The following is a 23,252-nucleotide window of genomic DNA, read 5'->3' as shown; positions in this document are numbered from 1 at the left end:
CAGTGCAGCGCCCCCGACATGGTTACGCAACGTGCGCGCCGTCACACCGACGGGGCGATGACCCGGGCGCGTACCGCTCAGTACATTGGCAGTAAACCCTCGTTCACTTCACACCCCAAGGGGTCCCGCCCATGTCTGGAACGACCGGTACCACCTCCGTCATCGTCGCGGGCGCCCGTACGCCCATGGGCCGCCTCCTCGGCTCGCTGAAGTCCTTCTCCGGCGCCGACCTCGGCGGCTTCGCCATCAAGGCCGCGCTCGACCGGGCCGGTGTCACCGGCGAGCAGGTGCAGTACGTGATCATGGGCCAGGTCCTCCAGGCCGGCGCGGGCCAGATCCCCGCCCGCCAGGCCGCCGTCAAGGCCGGCATCCCGATGAACGTCCCGGCGCTCACCATCAACAAGGTCTGCCTCTCCGGCCTGGACGCCATCGCCCTGGCCGACCAGCTGATCCGCGCCGGCGAGTTCGACATCGTGGTGGCCGGCGGCCAGGAGTCCATGACCAACGCGCCCCACCTGCTCCCCGGGTCCCGCGAGGGCCACAAGTACGGCGCCATCCAGATGCTCGACGCCATGGCGCACGACGGCCTCACCGACGCCTTCGAGAACATCGCGATGGGCGAGTCCACCGAGAAGCACAACACCCGCCTGGGCATCCAGCGCCCCGAGCAGGACGAGATCGCGGCGCTCTCCCACCAGCGCGCCGCCGCCGCCCAGAAGAACGGCGTCTTCGACGCGGAGATCGCGCCCGTGGAGATCCCCCAGCGCAAGGGCGACCCGGTCCTCTTCGCCAAGGACGAGGGCATCCGCGGCGACACCACCGCCGAGTCCCTGGGCAAGCTGCGCCCCGCCTTCACCAAGGACGGCACCATCACCGCCGGCACCTCCTCGCAGATCTCCGACGGGGCCGCGGCGGTCGTCGTGATGAGCAAGGCGAAGGCCGAGGAGCTGGGGCTGGAGTGGCTCGCCGAGATCGGGGCGCACGGGAACGTGGCCGGCCCGGACAACTCCCTCCAGTCCCAGCCGTCCAACGCGATCCGGCACGCGGTGTCGAAGGAGGGCATCGGCGTCGAGGACCTGGACCTCATCGAGATCAACGAGGCGTTCGCGGCGGTGGCCGTGCAGTCCATGAAGGACCTCGGCATCACCACCGACAAGGTCAACGTCAACGGCGGCGCGATCGCGCTGGGCCACCCCATCGGGATGTCCGGCGCCCGGATCGTGCTCCACCTCGCCCTGGAGCTCCAGCGGCGCGGCGGCGGCACCGGGGCGGCGGCGCTCTGCGGTGGCGGCGGTCAGGGTGACGCGCTCATCGTCCGCGTCCCGGCCAAGTAGCCCGCGGACGTTCTTCAGGTAAGGAGCGGTACGCACATGGTGGACGTCCCCCAGTTGGTCGCCCAGGCACGAGAGGGCCGGCCGCGGGCCGTGGCCCGGCTCATCTCCCTGGTGGAGGGCGCCTCCCCGCACCTGCGGGAGGTCATGGCCGCGCTGGCGCCCCTGGCGGGCAATGCCTACGTCGTCGGGCTCACCGGTTCGCCCGGCGTCGGCAAGTCCACCACCACCTCGGCGCTGGTCTCGGCGTACCGCCGGATGGGGCGGCGGGTCGGCGTGCTCGCCGTCGACCCGTCCTCCCCGTTCAGCGGCGGTGCGCTGCTCGGGGACCGGGTCCGGATGTCGGACCATGCCTCCGACCCGGGCGTCTACATCCGCTCCATGGCCACCCGCGGCCACCTCGGCGGCCTCGCCTGGGCGGCCCCCCAGGCGATCCGGGTCCTGGACGCGGCGGGGTGCGATGTGGTGCTGGTGGAGACGGTCGGGGTCGGCCAGTCGGAGGTCGAGATCGCCTCTCAGGCCGACACCTCGGTGGTGCTGCTGGCCCCCGGCATGGGCGACGGCATCCAGGCGGCCAAGGCGGGCATCCTGGAGATCGGTGACGTGTATGTCGTCAACAAGGCCGACCGGGACGGAGCCGATGCGACGGCCCGGGAGCTGAACCACATGCTCGGCCTGGGCGAGGCGCGGGCGCCGGGGGACTGGCGGCCGCCCATCGTCAAGACGGTGGCGGCGCGGGGGGAGGGCGTGGACGAGGTGGTCGAAGCCCTGGAGAAGCACCGGGCCTGGATGGAGGAGCGCTCGGTCCTCGCCGCGCGTCGCCGTGCGCGGGCGGCCCGCGAGGTGGAGACCATCGCGGTCACCGCGCTGCGGTCGCGGATCGAGGACCTGCGGGGGGATCAGCGGTTGTCGGCGCTGGCGGAGCGGATCGTGGCGGGGGAGTTGGATCCTTACGCGGCGGCGGACACGCTGGTGTCGGGTCTCACGGGTTCGTAGTTCCGGGGGGCTCCGCCCCCCGGGCCCCCCTTTGCGCCGGTGCGGGCCGGTGTCCGGCCGCCGGGCCGGTGGGTTCGCTTCCGCGTGGGCGGCTTGCGCCGCCGGTGTCCGGGCCGCTGCCCGGTGGCTTCGCTGACGCGGGTGGGTCTGTGCGTGTTGCGGTTCGGTGGCCTTTCGCAGGTCCGGCGGTCGGTTCTGCGGTGCGGTGGGTGGGGGCGTGGGCACTCCGGGCTCACGTGCTCGCCGCTCGCGCTCACCGTTCGACGCTCAGGCGACCGCCACATTACGCTCGGCGGCTGCGCGCGCGACCCTGCGTACCCCCACCCGACCGGCGGCCGACTGACCCGTTTCGCCGTGGCTGATGGCCTCCGGGCCGACGGCCCGCATCGGTCGGACGCCACCGCCCGCACGGGCCCTGCCAGGCCGGTGGCCCGCACCGTCTTAGATGGGCCTGTCCGTCTGGCGGGGCGCCTGCCACCTTCGCGGCGAGCCAGTCTCCCGGGCCGGGGGCCCGCACCTGTCGGACGTCACCGCCCGGCGGATGATACGGCCCGCTGGGCACCGACCCCGTACGGCCTCCGGGCATGTGTCCTGCCCTGTGAGTCTGAGGGCCCGGGCCGACCGGTGGGGCGCCTGCCACCTTCATGGCGGCTGGTCTCCCGGGCCCAGGGCCCGTACCCGCCGGGCGGTACTGCCCGGCGGGTGATACGGGGCGCGGGGCTCGGGTCCGTATGGCCTCAGTCGTTGTCGTTGGCGTCGTCCGCGTCGTCGTCGTGGTCGGCCGCGTCGGCCTTGTCCTGGGTGGCCTTGGCCGTGGTCGCGTCTACGGTCCAGTCCTGGGTCTTGCCGTCCTTGACCAGCTCGACGTCCCAGGCCTGCTTGCCGTGGTCGTCGTCCAGGTCGAGGGAGACCACCTGGCCGCGGTCGGCTACGGCCTTGAGGGCCTGCTCGGCGCTCACCTTGGGGGTGGAGGGGGCCGTCTGCTCGGTCTTCGCCGACCCCTGGACGGCCAGGGCACTGGCGGTGCCGCCGGCGAGGAGGGCGGCGGTGACCGTGGCGATGACGAGGTTGCGCTTCATGGGGTGGACCTCCGTGAGGGTGGTGCTTTCCAGGTACGGATCCACCGTGCGACGTGGGTGCTGAACGCAGGCTGAAGGCGGCTGAAGGGCGCTTCAGGTTCTATTTGGGAACCTATTACCCATGCGTCTGTTGATCGTGGAGGACGAGAAGCGGCTGGCCCTGTCGTTGGCGGCGGGGTTGCGGGCCGAGGGGTTCGCGGTGGATGTGGTGCACGACGGGCTGGAGGGGCTGCACCGGGCCGGGAGTGAGCCGTACGACCTGGTGGTGCTGGACATCATGCTGCCGGGGATGAACGGCTACCGGGTGTGCGGGGCGCTGCGGGCGGCCGGGAACGATGTGCCGATCCTGATGCTGACCGCGAAGGACGGGGAGTACGACGAGGCCGAGGGGCTGGATACCGGGGCGGACGACTATCTGACCAAGCCGTTCAGCTATGTGGTGCTGCTGGCGCGGGTGCGGGCGCTGCTGCGGAGGAGGGGGCGGGCGGCGTCGCCGGTGCTGACGGCGGGGGAGCTGACGGTGGACACCGCGGCGCGGCGGGTGCGGCTGGGGGAGGAGGAGGTCGGGCTGACGGCCAAGGAGTTCGCGGTGTTGGAGCAGTTGGTGGTGCGGCGGGGCGAGGTGGTGTCCAAGGGGGAGATTCTGGAGCATGTCTGGGACTTCGCTTACGAGGGGGACCCGAACATCGTGGAGGTGTATGTGAGCGCGTTGAGGCGGAAGTTGGGGGCGGGGATTATTCGGACGGTGCGCGGGGCGGGGTATCGGGTGGGGGAGCGGTGAGACTGCTGCGGTCGGTTCGGGCCAGGACGTCGCTGGGGGCGACGTTGGTGGTGGCGCTGGCGTTGGCGGTGGCGGGGGTGGCGCTGCTGGCGGTGCTGCGGGGGAGCCTGGCGAGTCAGGCGGAGTTGCAGGCCAATGTGACGGCGCGGTCGGTGGCCGTGCAGGTGGCGGCGGGGACGCCGTTCGGGGAGCTGGATCTGCCGGACGAGGCGGAGGAGCATCCGGTGCAGGTGGTGTCGGACGGCCGGGTGGTGGCGCTGGGGGAGGGCATCGAGGCGATCGAGGGGGCGGGGAGCCGGTCGGTGCGGGTGGTGCCGGCGGGACCGGTGGAGGAGGGGGATGGGGATGGGGGTGGTGGGGTTTCGGAGGATGTCCGGTATTCCACGGGGGAAGTGACGGTGGAGGGGGAGCGGGAGGCTTATCGGTTCGCGGCGGTGGAGGCCAAGGCGGGGGACGGCCGGGAGGCCACCGTGTACGCGGGGTCGGCGGTGCAGGCGGCGGCGGTGTCGGGGGTGCGTACGGCGATGCTGGCGGCGCTGCCCGCGCTGCTGCTGGTGGTGGCGGGGACGACCTGGCTGGTGACCCGGCGGGCGCTGGCGCCGGTGGAGGGGATCCGGCGGGAGATGGCGGCGGTCACGGCGTCGGCGGATCTGTCGCGGCGGGTGCCGGAGCCGGGGACGCATGACGAGGTGGCGCGGCTGGCGCGGACGACCAACGAGACGCTGGCGGCGCTGGAGGCCTCGGTGGAGCGGCAGCGGCGGTTCGTGGCGGACGCGTCGCATGAGTTGCGGAGCCCGATCGCCTCGCTGCGGACGCAGTTGGAGGTGGGGGCGGCCCATCCGGCGCTGCTGGACCTGCCGGGGGCGGTGGAGGACACCGTACGGCTGCAAGGGCTGGCCGCGGATCTGCTGCTGCTGGCGCGGCTGGACGCGGGGGAGCGGCCGGGGCAGGCGCGGGTGCATCTGGCGGCGCTGGTACGGGCGGAGGTGGCGCAGCGGTCGGGGGACCGGGTGCCGGTGCGGGTGGCGGCGGAGGGGGAGGCGGAGGTCAGCGGGTCGCGGGCGCAGTTGGTGCGGGTGCTGGGGAATCTGCTGGACAACGCGCAGCGGCATGCGGAGGGGGAGGTCGCGGTGGAGGTCCGGCGGGACGGCGGTGAGGTGCTGCTGGCGGTCGCGGATGACGGGGCCGGGGTGCCGGAGGGGGAGCGGGAGCGGATCTTCGAGCGGTTTGTGCGGCTGGACGACGCGCGCAGCCGGGACGAAGGTGGGGCGGGTCTGGGGCTGGCGATCGCCCGGGACGTGGCCGCCCGGCACGGCGGGACCCTGCGCGCCGCCCGGTCCCCCTCGGGCGGCGCGCGGTTCGAGCTGCGGTTGCCGGCGGTCTAGCCGGGCGGCTGTCAGCTCGGGATGGTCCACTCATGAGGCGGGTAGTGGGAGGGGGCGCACGTCTCGACGATGAGCTCAGGGGCGGCGGCGGACAGGCAGAGCCCGGAGTTGGTGTTGTAGAGGATCCCGCCGGGGAGCGGCAGCCAGTACTCCTTCGCGGTGTCGTTGCAGTTGTACATGATCACCTTCTCTCCCGGGTACGGCTTCTTCGCGTCCACGCAGTAACCCTGGTTGATCAGCGTGTTGCCCTTTCCGTGGACCCACAACTGGCGTGCGCCGGTCGGGTCGCACAGCCAGGCGGGGACGTTTTCCCCGTTCGAGGGCGCTGAGGTGTCGGAGGGATCGCCGGCGCACAGCCCGTTTCCACTCACGATCTGACCCGCCCACGGCACTGCCCACTGCTGGCTCGCACGTCCGTCGCAGTCCTGGATGGTGAGGTCCCATTCGTAGTCCAGGCAGCGTTTCGAGCCGGGGTTGTAGATGGTTCCGTCCATGCGGATCAGCCACTGCTGGTTCCAGCGGGAGTTGCAGGTGTAGGTGATGACGGGGGTTCCGGCATCGGTGTCGCGCTGGTCGATGTCAAGGCAGAGTTGTGTGCCGTCGTGCGTGGTGATCAGTCGGTCGTTGACGTCCAGAGTCCAGTTCTCCTGCTGCTTGCCGGAGCAGGGCGTGGTCTCCCCTCCATTCCCGCGCCCCATCGAGGTCAGGCAGGCGTCGGGGCCGGACGGGCCGTAGATCGGGTTCTCCGCCGCTGCGGCGAATCGGTCGCCGAACTCCACGGGAAAGTGGTCGGACATCCCGCCGGGAATGACCCGGCCGCCCCAGGTGGCCGGCAGGCTGGGGTAGTTGGTGACCATGTAGTCGAGCTCACGGTGTGATTGCTGAGTGGCCCGGCCGGACGACACGACGCGGTAGCCGGCCGGAATGTGCGGGGTCAGCAGGCTCGGCTCGCGGTTGAAATCGCCTCCCACGGCCCATTGGTAGCCGCGCAGGGTGGATTCCGCGTCGATCGCCCTGAGGAGGGCGGGCGCGTCGTTGGAGGTGTTGTCCCCGTTGGAGCTGGCGTGCATCGTCCAGTAGGCGGTGTGCTCGTCGAGCGCGACGCCGAACGCCGGCCTCGGTCCCAGGTTGCCGCTCCCTTGCAACGGCTGCGGCGGGACGATCAGGATCTCGTCGGCTTGCCGGTGGGTGACCATCGCCAGGTTCACCCGGCTCCCACCCGCGTCCGTGTTCATCCAGTAGAGCCATACGTTCATGCCGCGGCTTTGGCTGCCGACGCGCCACAGGTGCTCCCTGACCTCGTAGGTCCGGGTGCCGATGGTGCGGGAGAGGGTCCTTTGCCATGTGCCGGGCAGGGAACCCTCCGGGCCCGCTTCCTGCAGGGAGACGACGTTGTGGGCGAGGTGGTTGCCGTTTCCGGCGCTCAGGGCCCCTACTGCCGTCCACTTTCCCTGGTTGTCGCTGTTGGCTCCCTGCATGTTGAACGTCAACGGGGTGTAGCCGGGGACCGCGGCGGCGGCCCGGGGCGCCGCCGCACCGATCTGCACAAGGGTCCACAGCAGCGTCATGGCGAGCAGCAGGATGCCGGTGCGGCCGGTCGCTGACCGGCGAGGGAGCGAGGGGGCTGGGCTCATACGAAATCCTCTCGACTGTCGGGTGCACGACAATGCGGAGCATGACGATAGAGCCGGGCCCGGGTAGCTGACTACCCGTCAGTTACTTGTGTTCGGCGGATCGGCGGATGATGGCCGAAAGCAGCGGAGCCGGACGTCGGTGGCCGGCTCCGCGGTGCGGTGGTCGGCTACGGCTTGCCGCGCAGTCCGCGCAGGCGCTCGGCGATGGGCTTGAGCGACTGGTGGAGGTGGTCCAGGTCCTCGGGGGTGAGTCGGTCGATGAGGTGGCTGCGGACCGACTCGACATGGTGCGGGGCGACCTTGCGCATGGTCTCCATGCCCGGGTCGGTGAGGACGGCGTAGAGCCCGCGCCGGTCGGACTCGCAGTTCTCCCGGCGGACCAGGCCCGCGTTCTCCATCCGGGTGATCTGGTGGGAGAGGCGGCTCTTGGACTGGAGGGTGGCGGAGGCGAGGTCGCTCATCCGCAGGCGCCGGTCGGGCGCCTCGGAGAGGTTGACCAGGATCTCGTAGTCGTTGATGGTCAGCCCGAACGGCTGGAGGTCCCTCTCCAGTTGGTAGTTCAGCAGCCTGCCCACGTCCAGATAGGTGCGCCAGGCGCACTGCTCGGCGTCGGTCAGCCAGGGGGTTGCCGTCTCGGTCTCCATGGATGGATTCTACCTAAGAAGTTGAATAGTGAACAATGGGGCGGGGCGGTGCGGTCGGTGACGTCGAACCCGTCCTCGGTGCCTGGATAAGGGCGCAGGCGTTCGAGGGCGTCACCCTCCGCAGACTACCGTTCACAGGCCGAAGCGACGCTGGAGGTCCCCCAGCTGGCCGGGAAGGCGCGGCATGGACTGCTGGCCGTGGCCGGATCCGTGCCCCGGGTGCGCGCCGGGGACGCCGGCCTCGTGCGGGGTGGCTCCGGTCGCCAGCTCGGGCATCAGCTGCTCGGTGGACTGGAGCAGTACGGTGCCGGCGCCGGTGAAGTCGAACTGGTGCTCCTCGCCGGACGCCCCGCCCAGCCCGGTCAGCGCCCGTACACCGCCCATGATCCCGGTCATATAGCCGTGGTCGTAGTGGTGGCAGGGGGAGGGGCAGTCGGCCCAGCCGACGAGGGCCTGGGGATCCACCCGCAGCGGCGGCTCCATGAAGACCACCGGGCCGTTGGAGGCGGCCACGAACTTCCCGGTGCCGATGAGGGTGAGGAAGCCGGGGACGATGGACTGCTTCAGCGCGAGGGTCGGCTGGTACGCGAGGAGGTTGCCGGCCCGGATGGTCAGATTGCCCTCGTCCAGATCGAAGCTGTTGACGTCGAAGGCGCGGTCCGCCAGCAGCATCTTGCCGCTGCCCTCGGCCACCACCCAGTCGCTCGCGTGGAGGGGTGAGTGGAAGCTGGTGCGGAGCAGGCGGTCGAGGCGGCCGTGGCCCAGGCCGTTGAACTCGATCGACCCGTAGTAGGCGATCATCTTGCCCTTCTGCAGGAACCACTGGGAGCCCTTGAGCTCCACGCAGAAGGTGTACGGGTTGACGTTGTCGTCGGTCGGCAGCGTCATCGGGTCCCACATCGCGGGCGTGCTCACAGCTTCTCCTCCGACGCCTGGACGTACACCGCACCGTTGCCGCTCAGCTCCAGCTGGAACGCCTCACCCGAGCCGCGCCCCACCATGTCCCGCCAGCCCAGCGCGGTGGAGAGCTTGTTCCGTACGTCGCCGTGGTGCGCGACATAGGCCTGCGGGTCCACATGCACCGGGCGGTCCGGGGTGATCGGCAGCCGGATCACCCCGCCGTGCGCCATCACCGCGACCGCGCCCTGTCCCTGGAGGGAGGTGGTGAACAGCCCCTGCCCGGACACCTGGCCGCGGACCATGCCCATCACCCCGCCCTGCGAGCCCAGGAAGACGGTGCCCTGGCGCAGGGTGCCGTCGAAGGCGAGCAGCCGGTCCGCCTCCACATAGAGGGTGTCCCCGGTCAGCTCGATGACCTGGACATGGTGGCCGCCGTGGCCGAAGAGGACGGTGCCGCTGCCCTCCACGGTCATCAGCGGGGTGTCCTCGCCCGCTGCCCGGCGGCCGATCATCGACATCAGCCCGCCCTGGCCGCCGGCCAGGTTCGGGGTGAAGGAGACCTCGCCGCGGTAGGCGAGCATCGCCCCGCGCTGACTGAACAGCCGCTGCCCGGGCGAGACGACCGCCTCGACCATCTTGGAGTTGATCTCGCGGAACGGCATCAGACGTCCCCTCCGACGGTGTTGCGCTCGCTGGGCTGGACGTAGACCAGTCCGTCGCCCTCGAAGCGGATCTGGAACGCCTCGCCGCCGCCCTCGCCGAGCAGGGTGCGGAAGGTCACACCCGACTGGAAGGACTGCCGGAGGTTGCCCTGGTGGGCGACGTACGCCCCGGGGTCCACCGAGAGCGGGTACTGCGGGGTCACCCGGAGCACCACCGCCGGGCCGTCCGACATGATCGCCGCCTGGCCGGTGCCCTCCAGGGTGGTGGTGAACAGGCCGTTGCCGCTGGCCCCGCCGCGCAGCCCGGTGAAGCTGGTCCCGGTGCGCACCCCGCCGTCGGTGCACAGCAGATTGCTGGCCTCCACGTACATCTTCTCGCCGCGCAGGCTGACCAGGTTGATCTCGGAGGCGCGGTCGGCGAAGAAGCAGGTGCCCTGGCCGGACACCTCCATGACCTCCATCTGCTCGCCGGTCAGCCGGCGGGTGACCATGCCGCGCAGCCCCTCGCCGCCACCGGTGGTCTTCTTGAACGCCATCCGGCCCTCGTAGGCCACCATCGAGCCGTTCTTGGCCTTGACGGTGTCCCCGGTCAGGTCGACGGCGAGCACTCTGCTGCCTTGCAGTCGGAACATTGCCACGGGAGGACGTTAACCGGAGATCCCGGGCACGAACAGGGGCGGGCGGGGCGAGCGACGGCGGTGGCCGGGACCCCGGTCAAGGGAGGGCAAAGGGGGCTGCCACAATGGGCCGGACGCTTGTGCGCCGATTCACAAGATCGGTTGTGGCGCATGGGTGCTTCCTTTGCCCGTTCCGACGTCGAAGGTGCCTCACCGTGGACATCAAGACCGCCGCCTCCCTCCATCGACTCCGGCTCGTCTCCGCCCCGGAGGCCGTCTCCTTCCTGCTGCTGCTCGTCTGCTCGGTGCTCAAGCGCACGACGGAGTTCAACGCCGTACCGGTCATGGGCATGATCCACGGGGTGCTGTTCGTGCTGTATGTGCTGTTCTGGCTGGACGCCTGGAACCGCACCAAGTGGGACCTCAAGACCGCGGCGCTCTACTTCGTCCTCTCCGTGCTGCCGTTCGGCGGCTTCTACGCCGAGCGCCGCCTCAAGCGCGAGGCCCAGGACGCCGTCATCGCCTCCCGCGCCCGCCGCGAGGGCACGGTGAAGACCGGATGATCGTCGCCTTCTCCGTCACCCCGCTCGGCGTCGGCGAGGAGGTCGGCGAGTATGTCGCCGACGCCGTCCGGGTGGTCCGCGAGTCCGGGCTGCCGAACCGCACCGACGCCATGTTCACCTCGGTGGAGGGTGAGTGGGACGAGGTCATGGACGTGGTGCGGCGGGCGGTCGCGGCGGTCGAGGCCCGCGCCCCCCGGGTCTCCCTGGTCCTGAAGGCCGACATCCGCCCCGGTGTCACGGACGGGCTCACGGCGAAGGTCGAGACGGTGGAGCGGCACCTGGGCGCGTGAGGCGTCCGTTGGTTCGACGGCCCCCGGTCCCTCCTGTGAGGGGACGGGGGCCGTCGGCCGTGGTGCCCCCCGCTTGGACGCATCCCGGTCGACACACCCCGCCGCCTCGCGTTTCGTGGAGGGTGACCACCCGCTCACCCAGCAGGAGGCGCCCGTGCGGCCGGAGGGCTACGACTACGACACCTACAGCCGTCTCGCGGGCCCTCTGACCGAACCCGACCCGGCGGCGCCCTACCGGGTCGGCTACCGCAGTCTGCTGTCGAAGGAGCCGCACCGAATACGGGCCGTCCTGCTGATGTGCTCCGCCCCGGCGCTCTCCGCCGTGCTGCTCGCCTATCTGGTGTGGCCGAGCCACTGGACGCGGCGGGAGGGCGGCGAGGCCTGGTTGGTCCGGCTGGACGCGGTGATGCTGGTGTCGATCGGGCTGATCTGTACGTTCATGCTGGTCAACGTGGTGTCCATCGCGCACGCCACGATGGTCGCCCGGGACCCGGTGCCGGTGGTGGCCGAGCCGGGGCTGCGGGTCGCCTTCCTCACCACGTACGTTCCGGGGAAGGAGCCGCTCGCCATGGTCCGGGCCACCCTGGAGGGCGCGCGGCGGGTGCGGCACACCGGGCCGCTGGACGTCTGGCTGCTGGACGAGGGCGACGACCCCGGGGCCCGGGCGCTCTGCGCGGAGCTGGGCGTCCGCCACTTCACCCGGGCCGCCGTCCCCGCCTGGAACCGGGCGAGGGGCGCGCACAAGGCCCGCACCAAGCACGGCAACTACAACGCCTGGATCGCCGCCCACGGTGAGGCGTACGACGTCTTCGCCTCCGTCGACACCGACCATGTACCGCTGCCCGCCTTCCTGGAGCGGATGCTCGGCTACTTCCGCGACCCGGACGTGGCCTTCGTCGTCGGCCCGCAGGTGTACGGGAACTACGACGGGCCGGTCACCAAGGCAGCCGAGTCGCAGCAGTTCCTCTTCCACGCCCTGATCCAGCGGGCCGGCAACCGCTACCGGGCGCCCATGTTCGTCGGCACCAACAACGTGGTGCGGATCGCCGCCGTCCGGCAGATCGGCGGGCTGTACGACTCGATCACCGAGGACATGGCCACCGGCTTCGAACTGCACCGGCGCCGGAACCCGGCGACCGGACGGCACTGGACCTCGGTCTACACCCCGGACGTGCTCGCGGTCGGCGAGGGACCGGCCTCCTGGACGGACTTCTTCACCCAGCAGCTGCGCTGGTCGCGCGGTACGTACGAGACCGTGCTGCGGCAGTACGCGGGCGGCTTCGGCCGGATGCCGCCCGGCCGGCTGCTCAACTACACGCTGATGCTCGTCTACTACCCGATGACGGCCGTCAACTGGTTCCTCGGAGTGCTCAGCTGCGTGCTGTTCCTCTGCCTCGGCGCCTCCGGCACCCAGGTCTCCACCTCGGTGTGGCTGATGCTCTACAGCGACGCCGCCGCCCTGCAGATCGGGCTGTACCTGTGGAACCGCCGCCACAATGTCTCCCCGCACGAACCGGAGGGCTCGGGCGGGCTGGCCGGGATGGTGATGTCGGCGCTCTCCGCCCCGATCTACGCCCGCTCGCTGGTCGACGCGGTGCTGCGCCGCCCCAGCCGCTTCGTGGTCACCCCCAAGGGCGGCGCGGCCAGCCCCGACCGGCCGGCCACCTTCCGGGTGCATCTCGCGTGGGCGGCGGTGCTGGCGGGCTCGCTCGCCGCCTCGGTGTATCTGGACCACACCCATGCCGCGATGCGCACCTGGGCGGTGCTCGCCCTGGCGGTCTGCCTCGCCCCGTGCGCGGTGTGGGGGTGGGAGGCCGCCCGGGCGGCATCTGGGGCCCGTACCCGGTCCCGTACGGCCGCGCGGTCCCGTAGCCGTACCGAAGAGCCCGCCCCGGAGCCCGAGGCGGCGGCGCTGGCCACGACCACCGGGGGGAGCTGACCCATGGCGGACGGCAGCCCGCCCGCGCGGCCGGGGCGGAGGAAGCGGGACCTGCGCAGGACGCTGCTGGGCGGCCTGGCGCTGCTGCTGCTCGCCGGGCTCAACGCACCGGCCGCGCTCTCCTTCGCCCGGGCCAAGTACCACGCCTACAAGATCGCCCAGCCCGCCTACCAGGCCCGCTACGGCTCCTGGCAGCGGCTTCACGTGCCGGGGGAGTACCGGCTGAACGCCATCCACGCGGCCCTGCTGCACACCGGCAAGGTGCTGCTGATCGCCGGATCGGGCAACAGCCAGGCCAAGTTCGACGCCGGCAGCTTCGACACCGTGCTCTGGGACCCGGTGAGGAACAGCTTCAAGAAGATCCCCACCCCCGAGGACTTCTTCTGCGCGGGCCACAGCCAGCTCCCCGACGGCCGGCTGCTGGTGGCCGGCGGCACCGCCCGCTACGAGGTGCTGGACGGGGCCGTGAAAAAGGCCGGCGGCGGGATGCGGGTGAAGAACGAGAGCCCGGACCGGGCGGTCACCTTGAAGAAGGGCACCGTCTTCCGCTCGCCGACCGGCGTCGAGTACGTCACCACCACCGCCGTCACCGTGCCCAAGGCCAAGCGCGAGTTCAAGGTCACCTACTTCTCCGGCGGCGGGATGAAGCCCTGGGGGACCAAGGTGACCGCGGCCGAGGCCCGGGTCTTCGTGGAGGCCCGCGAGGACGGGCCCGAGGCGCTGACCACCCAGGCCGCGCAGTACAAGGTGGTCGGGCTGAAGGGCGCCGACGCCCGCAATGTCTACGGCATCGCCCAGCGGATCAGCGCCGAGAAGCAGGACTTCCAGGGGATCCGGGCGGCCTACGAGTTCGACCCGCTCGCCGAGCGCTACGTCCCGGTCGCCCCGATGAAGGACGCCCGCTGGTACCCGACCCTGGTGACGCTGGAGGACGGGCGGGTGCTCGCGGTCTCCGGGCTCAACGACGTGGGCGACGTTGTCCCCGGCGACAACGAGATCTACGACCCGAGGACCAAGGAGTGGAGCAAGGGGCCGTTCCACTACTTCCCGACCTACCCCGCCCTCTTCCTCACCCAGGGCGGCAAGCTTTTCTACACCGGCTCCAACGCGGGCTACGGCCCCGCCGAGAAGGGCCGCGTCCCGGGGCTGTGGGACTTGAAGGCCAACCGCTTCCAGCCGGTGCGGGGCATCGAGGACCCCGACCAGCTGGAGACCTCCTCCTCGGTGATCCTGCCACCGGTGCAGGACCAGAAGCTGATGGTGCTGGGCGGCGGCGGGGTCGGCGAGTCGGAGCTGTCCACCCCCCGTACCGCCGTGATCGACCTCGGGACGGTGGCGGCCAAGGGATCCGGTACGCCGAAGGCGCCGGCCTTCCGGCCCGGGGCGCGGCTGCCGCAGGGCACCCGCTACCTCAGCAGTGTGCTGCTGCCCGACGACACCGTCTTCACCACCGGCGGCTCCCGGCAGTACCGGGGGCGCGGCGGCAGCGACCTCCTCAAGGCGCAGTTCTATCTGCCCCGCAAGGACGCCTTCCGGGAGGCCGCGGCCCCGACCGTGGGCCGCAACTACCACTCCGAGGCCCTGCTGCTGCCGGACGGGCGGATCGCCAACTTCGGCTCCGACCCGCTCTTCGGCGACAAGGACAACACCAGGCTGGGCACCTTCGAGCAGCGGGTGGAGATCTACACCCCGCCCTATCTGCTGGGGAGGGGTGGTGGACACCGGCCGGTGCTGGGCGCGGGGCCGAAGGGGCTGGACCCGGAGACGTACACCGCCACCTTCCGCAGCAAGGACGCCCGCCGGATCGTCTCGGCGCGGCTGATGCGGCCCAGCGCGGTCACCCACACCACCGACGTCGAGCAGCGCTCGGTGGCGCTCACCCTGAGCCGGGGCCCGGGCACCCTCACCGTCCGCGCCCCGAAGGACCCGACCCTGGTGCCGCCCGGCTGGTACATGCTCTTCGCGGTGGACGGCGAGGGGCGGCCCTCGGTAGCGAAGTGGGTCAAGGTGCCGGCGCCGGAGCGGCCGTCTCGCTGAGGGCGGGGACCGATCCGCGAGACAGGGCTGACCGGCATATGACCAGTGGGTAAGGTCGGGGCGTGCCCAAGTCGCTCAGTCTCCCGTTCGACCCCATCGCCCGCGCCGACGAACTCTGGCAGCGCCGCTGGGGGCCGGTGCCCGCGATGGCCGCGATCACCTCGATCATGCGGGCGCACCAGATCCTGCTGGCCGAGGTGGACGCGGTGGTCAAGCCGTACGGGCTGACCTTCGCCCGTTACGAGGCGCTGGTGCTGCTCACCTTCTCCAAGGCGGGCGAGCTGCCGATGTCCAAGATCGGCGAGCGGCTGATGGTGCACCCGACCTCGGTGACCAACACCGTGGACCGGCTGGTCCGCTCCGGCCTGGTCGACAAGCGGCCCAACCCCAACGACGGGCGCGGCACCCTGGCCTCCATCACCGAGAAGGGGCGCGAGGTGGTCGAGGCGGCGACCGGGGACCTGATGGCGATGGACTTCGGCCTGGGCGCGTACGACTCCGAGGAGTGCGGCGAGATCTTCGCCCTGCTGCGGCCGCTGCGGGTGGCCGCGCAGGACTTCAAGGACGAGTAGAAGATCCCTTTTGGGTCCCGGGGGCGGCGGAAGATCGCCCGGAACGGGCGGTTACGCTCGTGGCCATGAAAGAGAACGTGCTGACCCGCTACCGGGTGATGGCGTACGTCACCGCCGTGTGGCTGCTGGTGTTCACCGTCGCGATCATCCTGAAGTACGGGTTCAAGGTCGGCGACACCATGCTGATCTCGCAGATCCACGGTGTGCTCTTCATCATCTACGTGGTCTTCGCCTTCGACCTCGGGTCCAAGCTGAAGTGGCCGTTCGGCCGGCTGCTGTGGGTGCTGGCCGCCGGCTGCATCCCGGTCGCCTCGTTCTTCGTGGAGCCGAAGGTGACCCGGGAGGCGCGCGCTCATCTGGCGGCCGATCCGGTCGCAGCGGCCAAGGCGTAACCGCAGGTCAGGGACTTCTGTAGCGTCGCGGGCGCGGCTCGCGGCGCTTTCCCATCGACATTTACTAGGACGTCCTAGTAAATTCATGGGTATGGACGCTGACGCCATCGAGGACGGCCGCCGACGCTGGCAGGCCCGCTATGACGCCGCCCGCAAGCGCGACGCCGACTTCACCACGCTCTCCGGTGACCCCGTGGAGCCGGTCTACGGGCCCCGGCCCGGAGACACCTACGAGGGCTTCGAGCGGATCGGCTGGCCCGGTGAGTACCCCTTCACCCGCGGCCTGCACCCGACCGGCTACCGCGGCCGCACCTGGACCATCCGCCAGTTCGCCGGCTTCGGCAACGCCGAGCAGACCAACGAGCGGTACAAGATGATCCTCCGCAACGGCGGCGGCGGGCTCTCGGTCGCCTTCGACATGCCGACGCTGATGGGCCGCGACTCCGACGACCCGCGCTCGCTGGGCGAGGTCGGCCACTGCGGGGTGGCCATCGACTCCGCCGCCGACATGGAGGTCCTCTTCCGGGACATCCCGCTCGGGGACGTCACCACCTCGATGACCATCTCCGGTCCGGCCGTGCCCGTCTTCTGCATGTACCTGGTCGCCGCCGAGCGCCAGGGCGTGGACCCGGGCGTGCTCAACGGCACCCTCCAGACGGACATCTTCAAGGAGTACATCGCCCAGAAGGAGTGGCTCTTCCAGCCCGAGCCCCATCTGCGGCTGATCGGCGACCTGATGGAGCACTGCGCGGCCGGCATCCCCGCGTACAAGCCGCTCTCGGTCTCCGGTTACCACATCCGCGAGGCCGGGGCGACGGCCGCGCAGGAGCTGGCGTACACCCTCGCCGACGGCTTCGGCTATGTGGAGCTGGGCCTCTCCCGGGGCCTGGACGTGGACGTGTTCGCCCCCGGGCTGTCCTTCTTCTTCGACGCGCACCTGGACTTCTTCGAGGAGATCGCCAAGTTCCGCGCGGCCCGCCGGATCTGGGCCCGCTGGATGCGGGAGGTGTACGGGGCGAAGAGCGACAAGTCGCTCTGGCTGCGGTTCCACACCCAGACCGCGGGTGTCTCGCTCACCGCGCAGCAGCCGTACAACAACGTGGTGCGCACCGCGGTGGAGGCGCTGGCGGCCGTGCTCGGCGGCACCAACTCGCTGCACACCAACGCCCTGGACGAGACCCTGGCGCTGCCCAGCGAGCAGGCCGCCGAGATCGCCCTGCGCACCCAGCAGGTGCTGATGGAGGAGACCGGCGTCGCCAATGTGGCCGACCCGCTGGGCGGCGCCTGGTACGTGGAGCAGCTCACCGACCGTATCGAGGCGGACGCCGAGAAGATCTTCGAGCAGATCCGCGAGCGCGGACTGCGCGCCCACCCGGACGGCAGGCACCCCATCGGGCCGATCACCTCCGGCATCCTGCGCGGTATCGAGGACGGCTGGTTCACCGGCGAGATCGCCGAGTCCGCCTTCCGCTACCAGCAGTCCCTGGAGAAGGGCGACAAGCGGGTCGTCGGCGTCAACGCCCACACCGGCTCGGTCACCGGCGACCTGGAGATCCTGCGGGTCAGCCACGAGGTGGAGCGCGAGCAGGTGCGCGCCCTCGCCGAGCGCCGCACCCACCGCGACGACGCCCGGGTGCGCGCCTCGCTGGACGCCATGCTGGCCGCCGCCCGGGACGGCTCCAACATGATCGGCCCCATGCTGGAGGCGGTACGGGCCGAGGCCACCCTCGGCGAGATCTGCGACGCGCTGCGCGACGAGTGGGGCGTCTACACCGAGCCGCCGGGGTTCTGAGGCCGGTTACGGGTACGGGGACGGGGCCGCCGTGATCGTCTACGGCGGCCCCGTCCCCGTACCACCGGGCTACGGCGGGTCGGCGACCGGTGGAAACTCAAGTGAAGTCCAGGTCAAGGCCCGACATGATGGCCGGATGGAGCACATCACCATTCGCGAGGCCGAGCCCGGTGACTGGGCGGCGATCTGGCCGTTCTTCCGGAAGATCACCGCTGCCGGGGACACCTTCACCTTCCCGGTGGACCTCGATCGGGAGGTGGCGAGCGGCTGGTGGCTGCTGCCGGCGCCGGACCGCACGGTGGTCGCCGTGGAGGAGGGCACCGGCACCGTCGTCGGCACCGCCAAGATGAACCGCAACCAGTCGGGACCGGGCAGCCATATCGCCTCCGCCAGCTATATGGTCGACCCCGCGTACGGGGGCCGGGGCGTGGGACGGGCGCTGGTGGAGTACAGCCTCGACTGGGCGCGCGCGGCCGGATACCGGGGGATGCAGTTCAACGCGGTCGCCGCCACCAACACCCATGCGGTACGGCTCTATGAGCGGCTCGGCTTCCGGATCGTCGGCACCGTGCCCGAGGCCTTCCACCACCCGAGTGAGGGGTATGTGGGGCTGCACGTCATGCACCGGGCCCTGTGAGCGGTCCGCCACCGGCCCGTCCACCGCCCGTTCGGCCCGGTCGTGCCGGTCGGACCCGTTCGGCGGACTCCGACTGGCCGGTGGCTCCGGTGCGGCGACACGCTGGGGATATGCCAGCGGCCTGCCACGCCCGGCCGCTCCGTGCGCACGATTGGACCTCCGCATGATCGACTACTGCGCCCATGTGCTCTCGCTGCGGTCCGCGACCGAGACCCTGGACCAGGTCGTCCCCGGAACGGGCCATGCCGACGCCTGGGAGCAGGTCAGGAACGCGGTGGCGGCCGAACCGGGGTACGCGCTGCTGGGAAGCCTCCTCGACCACCTGATGGAGCGCGCGGAGGGCGCGGACCGGGAGCACGAACTCCTCGAAGAGGGCGCGGAACTCCACGCCCTGGCCGCCGCGACCCTGTCGCGGATCGAGACCTTCCGCAGCCGGTTCGAGGCCATGGTGAAGTCGCCCGGCACCGCCACCACGGCCGAGTACCGGGACCTCGTCGACGACATGAAGGACCTGCACACCTCGCTGACCGGGCAGGTCGACCGGATCAAGGCCCTACGGGCGAGGGCGATGCCGCCTTTCGCCCACATCCCCCCGCACGGGGCCGCCCGGAACGAGCCCGTCGACGCCTGGCTGTGGCGGGACGTGCACACCGCCCGCCGCACCGACGCCCTCGTCCGCGCACTGGCCGCCGCCGGTGACGGATCCGACCGGGCACGCGCGCTCTCCTTCGGCGCCCTGGTGGGCTACGCCGCCAACTGCGTCGGCAGCAGCTACCTCGGCTCGGTGGTCGGCGGGCCCCGCCGCAACCATCCGATGCGCGACCGGCTGGTCCGCTACGCCACAGGCGGCCGACTGCGCCACAGCACGCACGACCCGGTGATCTGGCCCGACTTCTCCGGACTGCGCCAGGCACTGGCCCTCGGCGCCGACCCCGCCGCGCTGCCGGCCGCCGTCCGCACCCAGATCCGCACCGCCCTGGCGGAGGCCTTCCCGGCCGGGGCCGGCGGCCCGGCCGTACCGCCCGACCTCTCCGCCGCCCACACCCGGCTGCTGCGCCACCTCGAACTGCTGGACGCCTTCGACCGGCTCCCGCTGCCCGCCGACATCCAGGCGGACCTGCTGGTGCGCATCCAGAGCGGAGACGGAGGATCGGCGGGGGTGCTGTCGGACCCCCAGACCGAGATCGGCACGGTGGGCGACAGCGGAATGGGAGACCCCGGGGACTACCCGCAGCCGCCGCCCGTCGTCACGGGGGAGGTCAGCGACAACGGCTGCTCCAGCCTGGGCCTGGTGATCCTCTGCATCACGATCATCGGGATCGTCATCTACCTGGCGGTCTCGGACGACGACGAGTCGGGCGAGAACCCCCAGACCTCGCAGGAGGCCCTCACCAACTTCCTGGAGAGCGAGAACAGCTGCAAGGCCGTCGCCTACGCCTACCACGCCCACACCGGACTGTGGGAGGCGGCGTCCCGCCTGACCGAGGCCTACAAGCGCATCGGCCTGCTCTACCCGGACGAACTGGACGTGGACGACGCGGTCTTCGCGAGGCTGACCACCGCCCCCGACCACAAGACCCGGCCGTTCACGGCGGTACCCGGCAGCTGGGTCGACGGCCACCCCTACCACTACCTGGCCTGGCCGCCGCACGCCGACATCGAGCAACCGTCCGAGGACTACCTCGTCATGGACACCCCGGAGTCGATGCTGACCGGGAACCCGCACGCCGGCCCGGTCACCACCGGCCAGTTCGCCGCCGAGGTGTGGCTGCGCCACCAGGACGACCCGGCGCCCGGAGCCCACGACGTCAACCTGGACGCCGACGCGGACCGCGGCTACGCGCACCCCTGCTGGCGCGCGGCGCCCGGCGGGCCGATCGAGACCCTGGGCTACGACGAGGTCGTCTGAGCCCGTCGGAGCCGCGGAACCCACCAGCGAAGGAGCTCACCATGCCGCAGGGCCAGAAACCGCCGGAGGTCCTGGACGGGCCCTACCTGGTGGTCCCGTACGGGCCGGCCGACGACGGGTCGAGGCCGCTGTCCGTCCCGGGTGCGGTGTACTACCGGTGCCCCGGCATCCTCATCGACCATCAGCCCTACGACCCCAGCAGTCCGCTGGACCCCGGCGAGCCGCTGAGCCTCTCCGTGCTGGTGAAGAACCTCGGCGCGCTCAGCTGCCTGGTCACCGCCCGCTTCTACTGCACCAGTCCGGCCACCGCATGGCTGCCCGCGCCGGTCGGATCGAGCACCTTCTACCTGCGCGCGGGCACCGACCCGGCGGCCGAGTCCCCACCCGTCCCCGACTTCGTACCCGCGGACCACTTCGCCCGGCTGGGCCTGGCCACCCCGGAGCACTTCTGCTTCTTCGTGGAGGTCACCACGCCGCTCGATCTGGCCCCCGGGTCGCACAACGCCGCCACGGACCGGCACTGCGGCCAGCAGAACGTGCAGATCGTCAAGGCCGTGGCGGGCCGGCGCCTCGTCGTCCCCTTCGAGGTGGCGGACCGAGGCCACCAGCGGTACGCCGTGAGCCTGGGCCCGGCACGCCACCTCGAAGGGACGCTCCCCCTCCCCGAGGAAGCCCTCCGGATCATCGACCTGGTCAGCGGGGAGGAAGCGGTCACCGCCCTCCAGACCACGCTCGAAGCCGGTGAGCGACGTGCCTTCCAGGCCGTGGTCGACGTCCCGGACACCGCCGCCGCCGGAGACACGGCGCACCTGGTGATCGAGCAGACGGCGCTCGGGCCCGAGGAGGGGGTCCCGGTCGGCGCGATCGGGGTCACCGTCCTGGTCGACGGCTGACCGCGGCCCCCTCTCCCCCTACTCCGAACCCTCCGCCCCCGGTCCCCTTTCCGGCTCGGTGAAGAGCAGCCGGAAGACCGCGCCGCCGCCGGGCGCGTTGGCGGCGGTCAGCTCCGCCCCATGGGCCCGGGCGATCTGCCGGGCCATCGCCAGGCCCAGCCCGGACCCGGGCAGCGCCCGCGCCGAACCGGCCCGGTAGAAGCGGTCGAAGACATGGGGCAGATCCTCCGGGGTGATCCCTGGGCCGTGGTCCCGTACCGCCACCATCCGCCCCGTGAACTCCACCTCCACCGGCGGGCCCGGCAGCCGGGGGCCGAACTTCGCCGCGTTGTCGAGCAGATTGGTCAGCAGCCGGGTCAGCCGGGCGGGCACCCCCGGCAGCACCAGCGTCGCCGCCTCCTCGTCCACCCGCAGCTCGAAGCCGGTCTCCGGCCAGTGCGCCCGGGCCGCCGCCACCGAGTGCTCCAGCAGCGCCGCCGGACGCACCTCCTCCAGCAGCGGCCGGGGCTCCTCGTCCCGGGCCAGCTCGATCAGATCGCCCACCAGCCCGGTCACCTCCCGCAGCTGACGGCCCAGCGCCGCCGAGGCCCGCTCCCGCTGGGCCGGGGTCAACCGGTCGCCCTTGGCCAGCAGTTCGGCGTTGGTCCGCAACGCCGTCAGCGGGGTGCGCAGCTCATGTGAGGCGTCCGCCACCAGCCGGCGCCGTACCGCCACCGACTCCTCCAGCTCGCCCAGCATGCTGTTGAACGCCCCGGCCAGCCGGGTCACCTCGTCCTCGCGGCCGGGTGGCCCGGGCGGCAGCTCGATCCGGTGCCGGGCGTCCCGGGTCGCCGCGATCCGCTCGGCCGCCGCGGTCAGCCGCGCCACCGGCGCCAGCCCCGTACGTGACACCCAGAACCCGGCCCCGGCGGCCACCGCCACCCCGACCGCGCCCACCCCGGTGAGCAACACCGCGGCCTGCCGCACCCCGCGCTCCACGGTGTCCGAGCGCAGTGCCACCTGGAGCGCCTCGCCGCGCCGCAGCGGGGTGGTCAGCATCCGTACCGGGTGGCCCTGGAGGACCGTCTGCCGGTAGTACGGGGCCCGCTGCCCGGCCGCCACCTGGCGCACCGGGCCGTCCACCAGCAGCAGATACGGCTCGGCCGGATCGTCCGCCGGGTCCGCCGGCACCACCTGGGCGCAGGCCGGCGCCGCCAGGAAGCGGCACTCCCCGGCCAGTACGCCCGGCTCCGCGTCCCGCTCGCTCTGCACGATCCGGGTCGCCGACTGGGTGAGGTTCAGCTCCAGTTGGTGCGCCAGCTCGTAGCGGATGACGGCGAAGGCGGCCAGGCACATCCCGACCGCGACCAGTGCCACGGCCGCGCTCGCCGCCACCGCCAGCCGGGTCCGCACCGGCCGCCGCCTCCGCCACCGCGCCCCCAGCCGCCGCCGCGCGCTCACGCCGCCCCCAGCCGGTAGCCGACCCCGTGCACGGTGTTGACGAGGCGCGGCTCGCCGCCCGCCTCCAGCTTGCGCCGCAGATAACCGACGTACACCGCCAGCGAGTTGGACTCCGGGCCGAAGTCCCGGCCCCAGACCCGTTCCAGGATCAGCTCCCGTGGCAGCACTTGCCCCGGATGGAGCAGCAGCAGCTCCAGCAGCGCGAACTCCGTCCGGCTGAACTCCAGCGGCCGCCCCGCCCGCCGCCCGGTACGGCTCACCGGATCGACCACCAGGTCCCCGTACCCCAGCGGACCGCCCTCCGCGCCCTCCACTCCCTCCACCGCGGTACGCCGCAGCAGCGCCCGCAGCCGGGCCGCCAGCTCGTCCAGCGCGAAGGGCTTCACCAGATAGTCGTCCGCGCCCGCGTCCAGGCCGTCCACCCGCTCGCTCACCGCGTCCAGCGCGGTCAGCACGATCACCGGCGTGCGGTCCCCGAGCGCCCGCAGCCGCCGGCACACCGCCAGCCCGTCCAGCACCGGCATCAGCACATCCAGCACGATGGCGTCCGGCTGCCAGGCCGCCACCTCGGAGAGCGCCGCCAGCCCGTCGGCGGCGCCCCGCACCTCGTACCCCTCCACGGTCAGCCCGTCCTCGACGGCCGCCCGCACCTCCGGCTCGTCGTCCACGACCAGCACCCTGCTCACCACGCTCATGGGCCCCACCCTGCCGCAACGGCCTTCCCGAACCTCTTAGAACCCTCTTAGGACACCCCGCCAC

Annotated in this window: 22 protein-coding genes; 14 read left to right on the top strand and 8 right to left on the bottom strand. The window is 71.8% G+C overall.

All coding sequences use genetic code 11. The features are described 5' to 3' along the window. Positions 1-131: 131 nt before the first annotated feature. Positions 132-1,334 (top strand): acetyl-CoA C-acetyltransferase, encoded by a 1,203-nt coding sequence (locus ABZ945_RS10010; RefSeq protein ID WP_361266569.1) that lies wholly within the window; start codon positions 132-134, stop codon positions 1,332-1,334. Between the two features lie 36 nt (positions 1,335-1,370). Continuing rightward, positions 1,371-2,327 carry a methylmalonyl Co-A mutase-associated GTPase MeaB gene (gene meaB, locus ABZ945_RS10005; RefSeq protein ID WP_361266567.1) on the top strand — a complete coding sequence of 319 codons (957 nt, stop codon included), beginning with the start codon at positions 1,371-1,373 and terminating at the stop codon, positions 2,325-2,327. Between the two features lie 737 nt (positions 2,328-3,064). Here the strand turns inward: meaB and ABZ945_RS10000 are convergent. Then, positions 3,065-3,406 (bottom strand): PepSY domain-containing protein, encoded by a 342-nt coding sequence (locus ABZ945_RS10000; RefSeq protein ID WP_361266565.1) that lies wholly within the window; start codon positions 3,404-3,406, stop codon positions 3,065-3,067. Positions 3,407-3,527: 121 nt separating this feature from the next. Between ABZ945_RS10000 and ABZ945_RS09995 the strand changes: the two genes are divergently transcribed. Together ABZ945_RS09995 and ABZ945_RS09990 are read left to right on the top strand one after the other, a co-directional pair. Continuing rightward, positions 3,528-4,187 (top strand): response regulator transcription factor, encoded by a 660-nt coding sequence (locus ABZ945_RS09995; protein ID WP_361266563.1) that lies wholly within the window; start codon positions 3,528-3,530, stop codon positions 4,185-4,187. A gap of 5 nt (positions 4,188-4,192) precedes the next feature. Continuing rightward, positions 4,193-5,572: a HAMP domain-containing sensor histidine kinase gene (locus ABZ945_RS09990; RefSeq protein ID WP_361266759.1), complete on the top strand. Its 1,380-nt coding sequence runs from the start codon at positions 4,193-4,195 to the stop codon at positions 5,570-5,572. A gap of 11 nt (positions 5,573-5,583) precedes the next feature. On the opposite strand, the gene ABZ945_RS09985 is transcribed toward ABZ945_RS09990, so the two are convergent. The 5 genes from ABZ945_RS09985 to ABZ945_RS09965 form a co-directional block, all read right to left on the bottom strand. Then, positions 5,584-7,206, bottom strand: coding sequence for a ricin-type beta-trefoil lectin domain protein (locus ABZ945_RS09985; protein ID WP_361266561.1), 1,623 nt, complete (start codon positions 7,204-7,206; stop codon positions 5,584-5,586). A gap of 167 nt (positions 7,207-7,373) precedes the next feature. After that, on the bottom strand, positions 7,374-7,850 hold the full coding sequence (locus tag ABZ945_RS09980) for a MarR family transcriptional regulator (protein ID WP_361266559.1): 477 nt from the start codon (positions 7,848-7,850) through the stop codon (positions 7,374-7,376). Between the two features lie 132 nt (positions 7,851-7,982). Further along, complete coding sequence (locus tag ABZ945_RS09975) at positions 7,983-8,765, bottom strand: AIM24 family protein (RefSeq protein ID WP_361266557.1); 783 nt, start codon at positions 8,763-8,765, stop codon at positions 7,983-7,985. Continuing rightward, complete coding sequence (locus ABZ945_RS09970) at positions 8,762-9,412, bottom strand: AIM24 family protein (RefSeq protein ID WP_361266555.1); 651 nt, start codon at positions 9,410-9,412, stop codon at positions 8,762-8,764. Before ABZ945_RS09970 ends, ABZ945_RS09975 begins: the two co-directional genes overlap by 4 nt. After that, entirely contained in the window at positions 9,412-10,044 is a 633-nt protein-coding gene (locus ABZ945_RS09965) for an AIM24 family protein (protein ID WP_361266757.1), read from the bottom strand. Before ABZ945_RS09965 ends, ABZ945_RS09970 begins: the two co-directional genes overlap by 1 nt. A gap of 200 nt (positions 10,045-10,244) precedes the next feature. Here ABZ945_RS09965 and ABZ945_RS09960 point away from each other — a divergent pair, with 200 nt between their 5' ends. The 10 genes from ABZ945_RS09960 (at position 10,245) to ABZ945_RS09915 (ending at position 21,053) form a co-directional block, all read left to right on the top strand. Further along, positions 10,245-10,592: a DUF3817 domain-containing protein gene (locus ABZ945_RS09960; RefSeq protein ID WP_361266553.1), complete on the top strand. Its 348-nt coding sequence runs from the start codon at positions 10,245-10,247 to the stop codon at positions 10,590-10,592. Then, on the top strand, positions 10,589-10,882 hold the full coding sequence (locus tag ABZ945_RS09955; RefSeq protein WP_361266549.1) for an MTH1187 family thiamine-binding protein: 294 nt from the start codon (positions 10,589-10,591) through the stop codon (positions 10,880-10,882). The genes ABZ945_RS09960 and ABZ945_RS09955 overlap by 4 nt, the downstream gene beginning before the upstream one ends. A gap of 154 nt (positions 10,883-11,036) precedes the next feature. Continuing rightward, the gene (locus tag ABZ945_RS09950; RefSeq protein ID WP_361266755.1) at positions 11,037-12,821 is read left to right on the top strand and encodes a cellulose synthase catalytic subunit; all 1,785 of its coding nucleotides are present in this window, start codon (positions 11,037-11,039) and stop codon (positions 12,819-12,821) included. A 3-nt stretch (positions 12,822-12,824) separates the two neighbouring features. Beyond that, positions 12,825-14,858 (top strand): kelch motif-containing protein, encoded by a 2,034-nt coding sequence (locus ABZ945_RS09945; protein WP_361266547.1) that lies wholly within the window; start codon positions 12,825-12,827, stop codon positions 14,856-14,858. 62 nt (positions 14,859-14,920) lie between these two features. Then, positions 14,921-15,430, top strand: coding sequence for a MarR family transcriptional regulator (locus ABZ945_RS09940; protein ID WP_361266545.1), 510 nt, complete (start codon positions 14,921-14,923; stop codon positions 15,428-15,430). Positions 15,431-15,495: 65 nt separating this feature from the next. Next, entirely contained in the window at positions 15,496-15,822 is a 327-nt protein-coding gene (locus tag ABZ945_RS09935) for a DUF3817 domain-containing protein (protein WP_361266543.1), read from the top strand. 91 nt (positions 15,823-15,913) lie between these two features. Continuing rightward, positions 15,914-17,614, top strand: a complete 1,701-nt coding sequence (locus ABZ945_RS09930; protein ID WP_361266541.1) for a methylmalonyl-CoA mutase family protein — start codon at positions 15,914-15,916, stop codon at positions 17,612-17,614. A gap of 145 nt (positions 17,615-17,759) precedes the next feature. After that, entirely contained in the window at positions 17,760-18,251 is a 492-nt protein-coding gene (locus tag ABZ945_RS09925; RefSeq protein ID WP_361266753.1) for a GNAT family N-acetyltransferase, read from the top strand. A 163-nt stretch (positions 18,252-18,414) separates the two neighbouring features. After that, positions 18,415-20,160 carry a hypothetical protein gene (locus tag ABZ945_RS09920; protein ID WP_361266539.1) on the top strand — a complete coding sequence of 582 codons (1,746 nt, stop codon included), beginning with the start codon at positions 18,415-18,417 and terminating at the stop codon, positions 20,158-20,160. Between the two features lie 41 nt (positions 20,161-20,201). Beyond that, a complete protein-coding gene (locus ABZ945_RS09915) occupies positions 20,202-21,053 on the top strand; it encodes a hypothetical protein (RefSeq protein ID WP_361266537.1) in 852 nt (283 codons plus the stop codon). An 18-nt stretch (positions 21,054-21,071) separates the two neighbouring features. On the opposite strand, the gene ABZ945_RS09910 is transcribed toward ABZ945_RS09915, so the two are convergent. Both ABZ945_RS09910 and ABZ945_RS09905 read right to left on the bottom strand, forming a co-directional pair. Beyond that, the gene (locus tag ABZ945_RS09910; protein WP_361266535.1) at positions 21,072-22,493 is read right to left on the bottom strand and encodes a HAMP domain-containing sensor histidine kinase; all 1,422 of its coding nucleotides are present in this window, start codon (positions 22,491-22,493) and stop codon (positions 21,072-21,074) included. After that, positions 22,490-23,188 (bottom strand): response regulator transcription factor, encoded by a 699-nt coding sequence (locus ABZ945_RS09905; RefSeq protein ID WP_361266533.1) that lies wholly within the window; start codon positions 23,186-23,188, stop codon positions 22,490-22,492. Before ABZ945_RS09905 ends, ABZ945_RS09910 begins: the two co-directional genes overlap by 4 nt. Positions 23,189-23,252: the final 64 nt, after the last annotated feature.

Origin of the sequence: Streptomyces sp. NPDC046887 (assembly GCF_040644755.1) — a bacterium.
GTDB lineage: Bacteria > Actinomycetota > Actinomycetes > Streptomycetales > Streptomycetaceae > Streptomyces > Streptomyces lichenis.
The sequence above is the reverse complement of the archived record's forward strand: the minus strand, read 5'-3'. Positions and strand labels throughout refer to the sequence as shown.

What these genes read in the sequence shown, in the direction of transcription:
- ABZ945_RS10010 (WP_361266569.1), top strand. Translation starts at nt 132, where the DNA reads ATGTCTGGAACGACCGGTACCACCTCCGTCATCGTCGCGGGCGCCCGT.
- meaB (WP_361266567.1), top strand. Translation starts at nt 1,371, where the DNA reads ATGGTGGACGTCCCCCAGTTGGTCGCCCAGGCACGAGAGGGCCGGCCG.
- ABZ945_RS10000 (WP_361266565.1), bottom strand. Translation starts at nt 3,406, where the DNA reads ATGAAGCGCAACCTCGTCATCGCCACGGTCACCGCCGCCCTCCTCGCC.
- ABZ945_RS09995 (WP_361266563.1), top strand. Translation starts at nt 3,528, where the DNA reads ATGCGTCTGTTGATCGTGGAGGACGAGAAGCGGCTGGCCCTGTCGTTG.
- ABZ945_RS09985 (WP_361266561.1), bottom strand. Translation starts at nt 7,206, where the DNA reads ATGAGCCCAGCCCCCTCGCTCCCTCGCCGGTCAGCGACCGGCCGCACC.
- ABZ945_RS09980 (WP_361266559.1), bottom strand. Translation starts at nt 7,850, where the DNA reads ATGGAGACCGAGACGGCAACCCCCTGGCTGACCGACGCCGAGCAGTGC.
- ABZ945_RS09970 (WP_361266555.1), bottom strand. Translation starts at nt 9,412, where the DNA reads ATGCCGTTCCGCGAGATCAACTCCAAGATGGTCGAGGCGGTCGTCTCG.
- ABZ945_RS09965 (WP_361266757.1), bottom strand. Translation starts at nt 10,044, where the DNA reads ATGTTCCGACTGCAAGGCAGCAGAGTGCTCGCCGTCGACCTGACCGGG.
- ABZ945_RS09955 (WP_361266549.1), top strand. Translation starts at nt 10,589, where the DNA reads ATGATCGTCGCCTTCTCCGTCACCCCGCTCGGCGTCGGCGAGGAGGTC.
- ABZ945_RS09945 (WP_361266547.1), top strand. Translation starts at nt 12,825, where the DNA reads ATGGCGGACGGCAGCCCGCCCGCGCGGCCGGGGCGGAGGAAGCGGGAC.
- ABZ945_RS09935 (WP_361266543.1), top strand. Translation starts at nt 15,496, where the DNA reads ATGAAAGAGAACGTGCTGACCCGCTACCGGGTGATGGCGTACGTCACC.
- ABZ945_RS09930 (WP_361266541.1), top strand. Translation starts at nt 15,914, where the DNA reads ATGGACGCTGACGCCATCGAGGACGGCCGCCGACGCTGGCAGGCCCGC.
- ABZ945_RS09920 (WP_361266539.1), top strand. Translation starts at nt 18,415, where the DNA reads ATGATCGACTACTGCGCCCATGTGCTCTCGCTGCGGTCCGCGACCGAG.
- ABZ945_RS09915 (WP_361266537.1), top strand. Translation starts at nt 20,202, where the DNA reads ATGCCGCAGGGCCAGAAACCGCCGGAGGTCCTGGACGGGCCCTACCTG.
- ABZ945_RS09905 (WP_361266533.1), bottom strand. Translation starts at nt 23,188, where the DNA reads ATGAGCGTGGTGAGCAGGGTGCTGGTCGTGGACGACGAGCCGGAGGTG.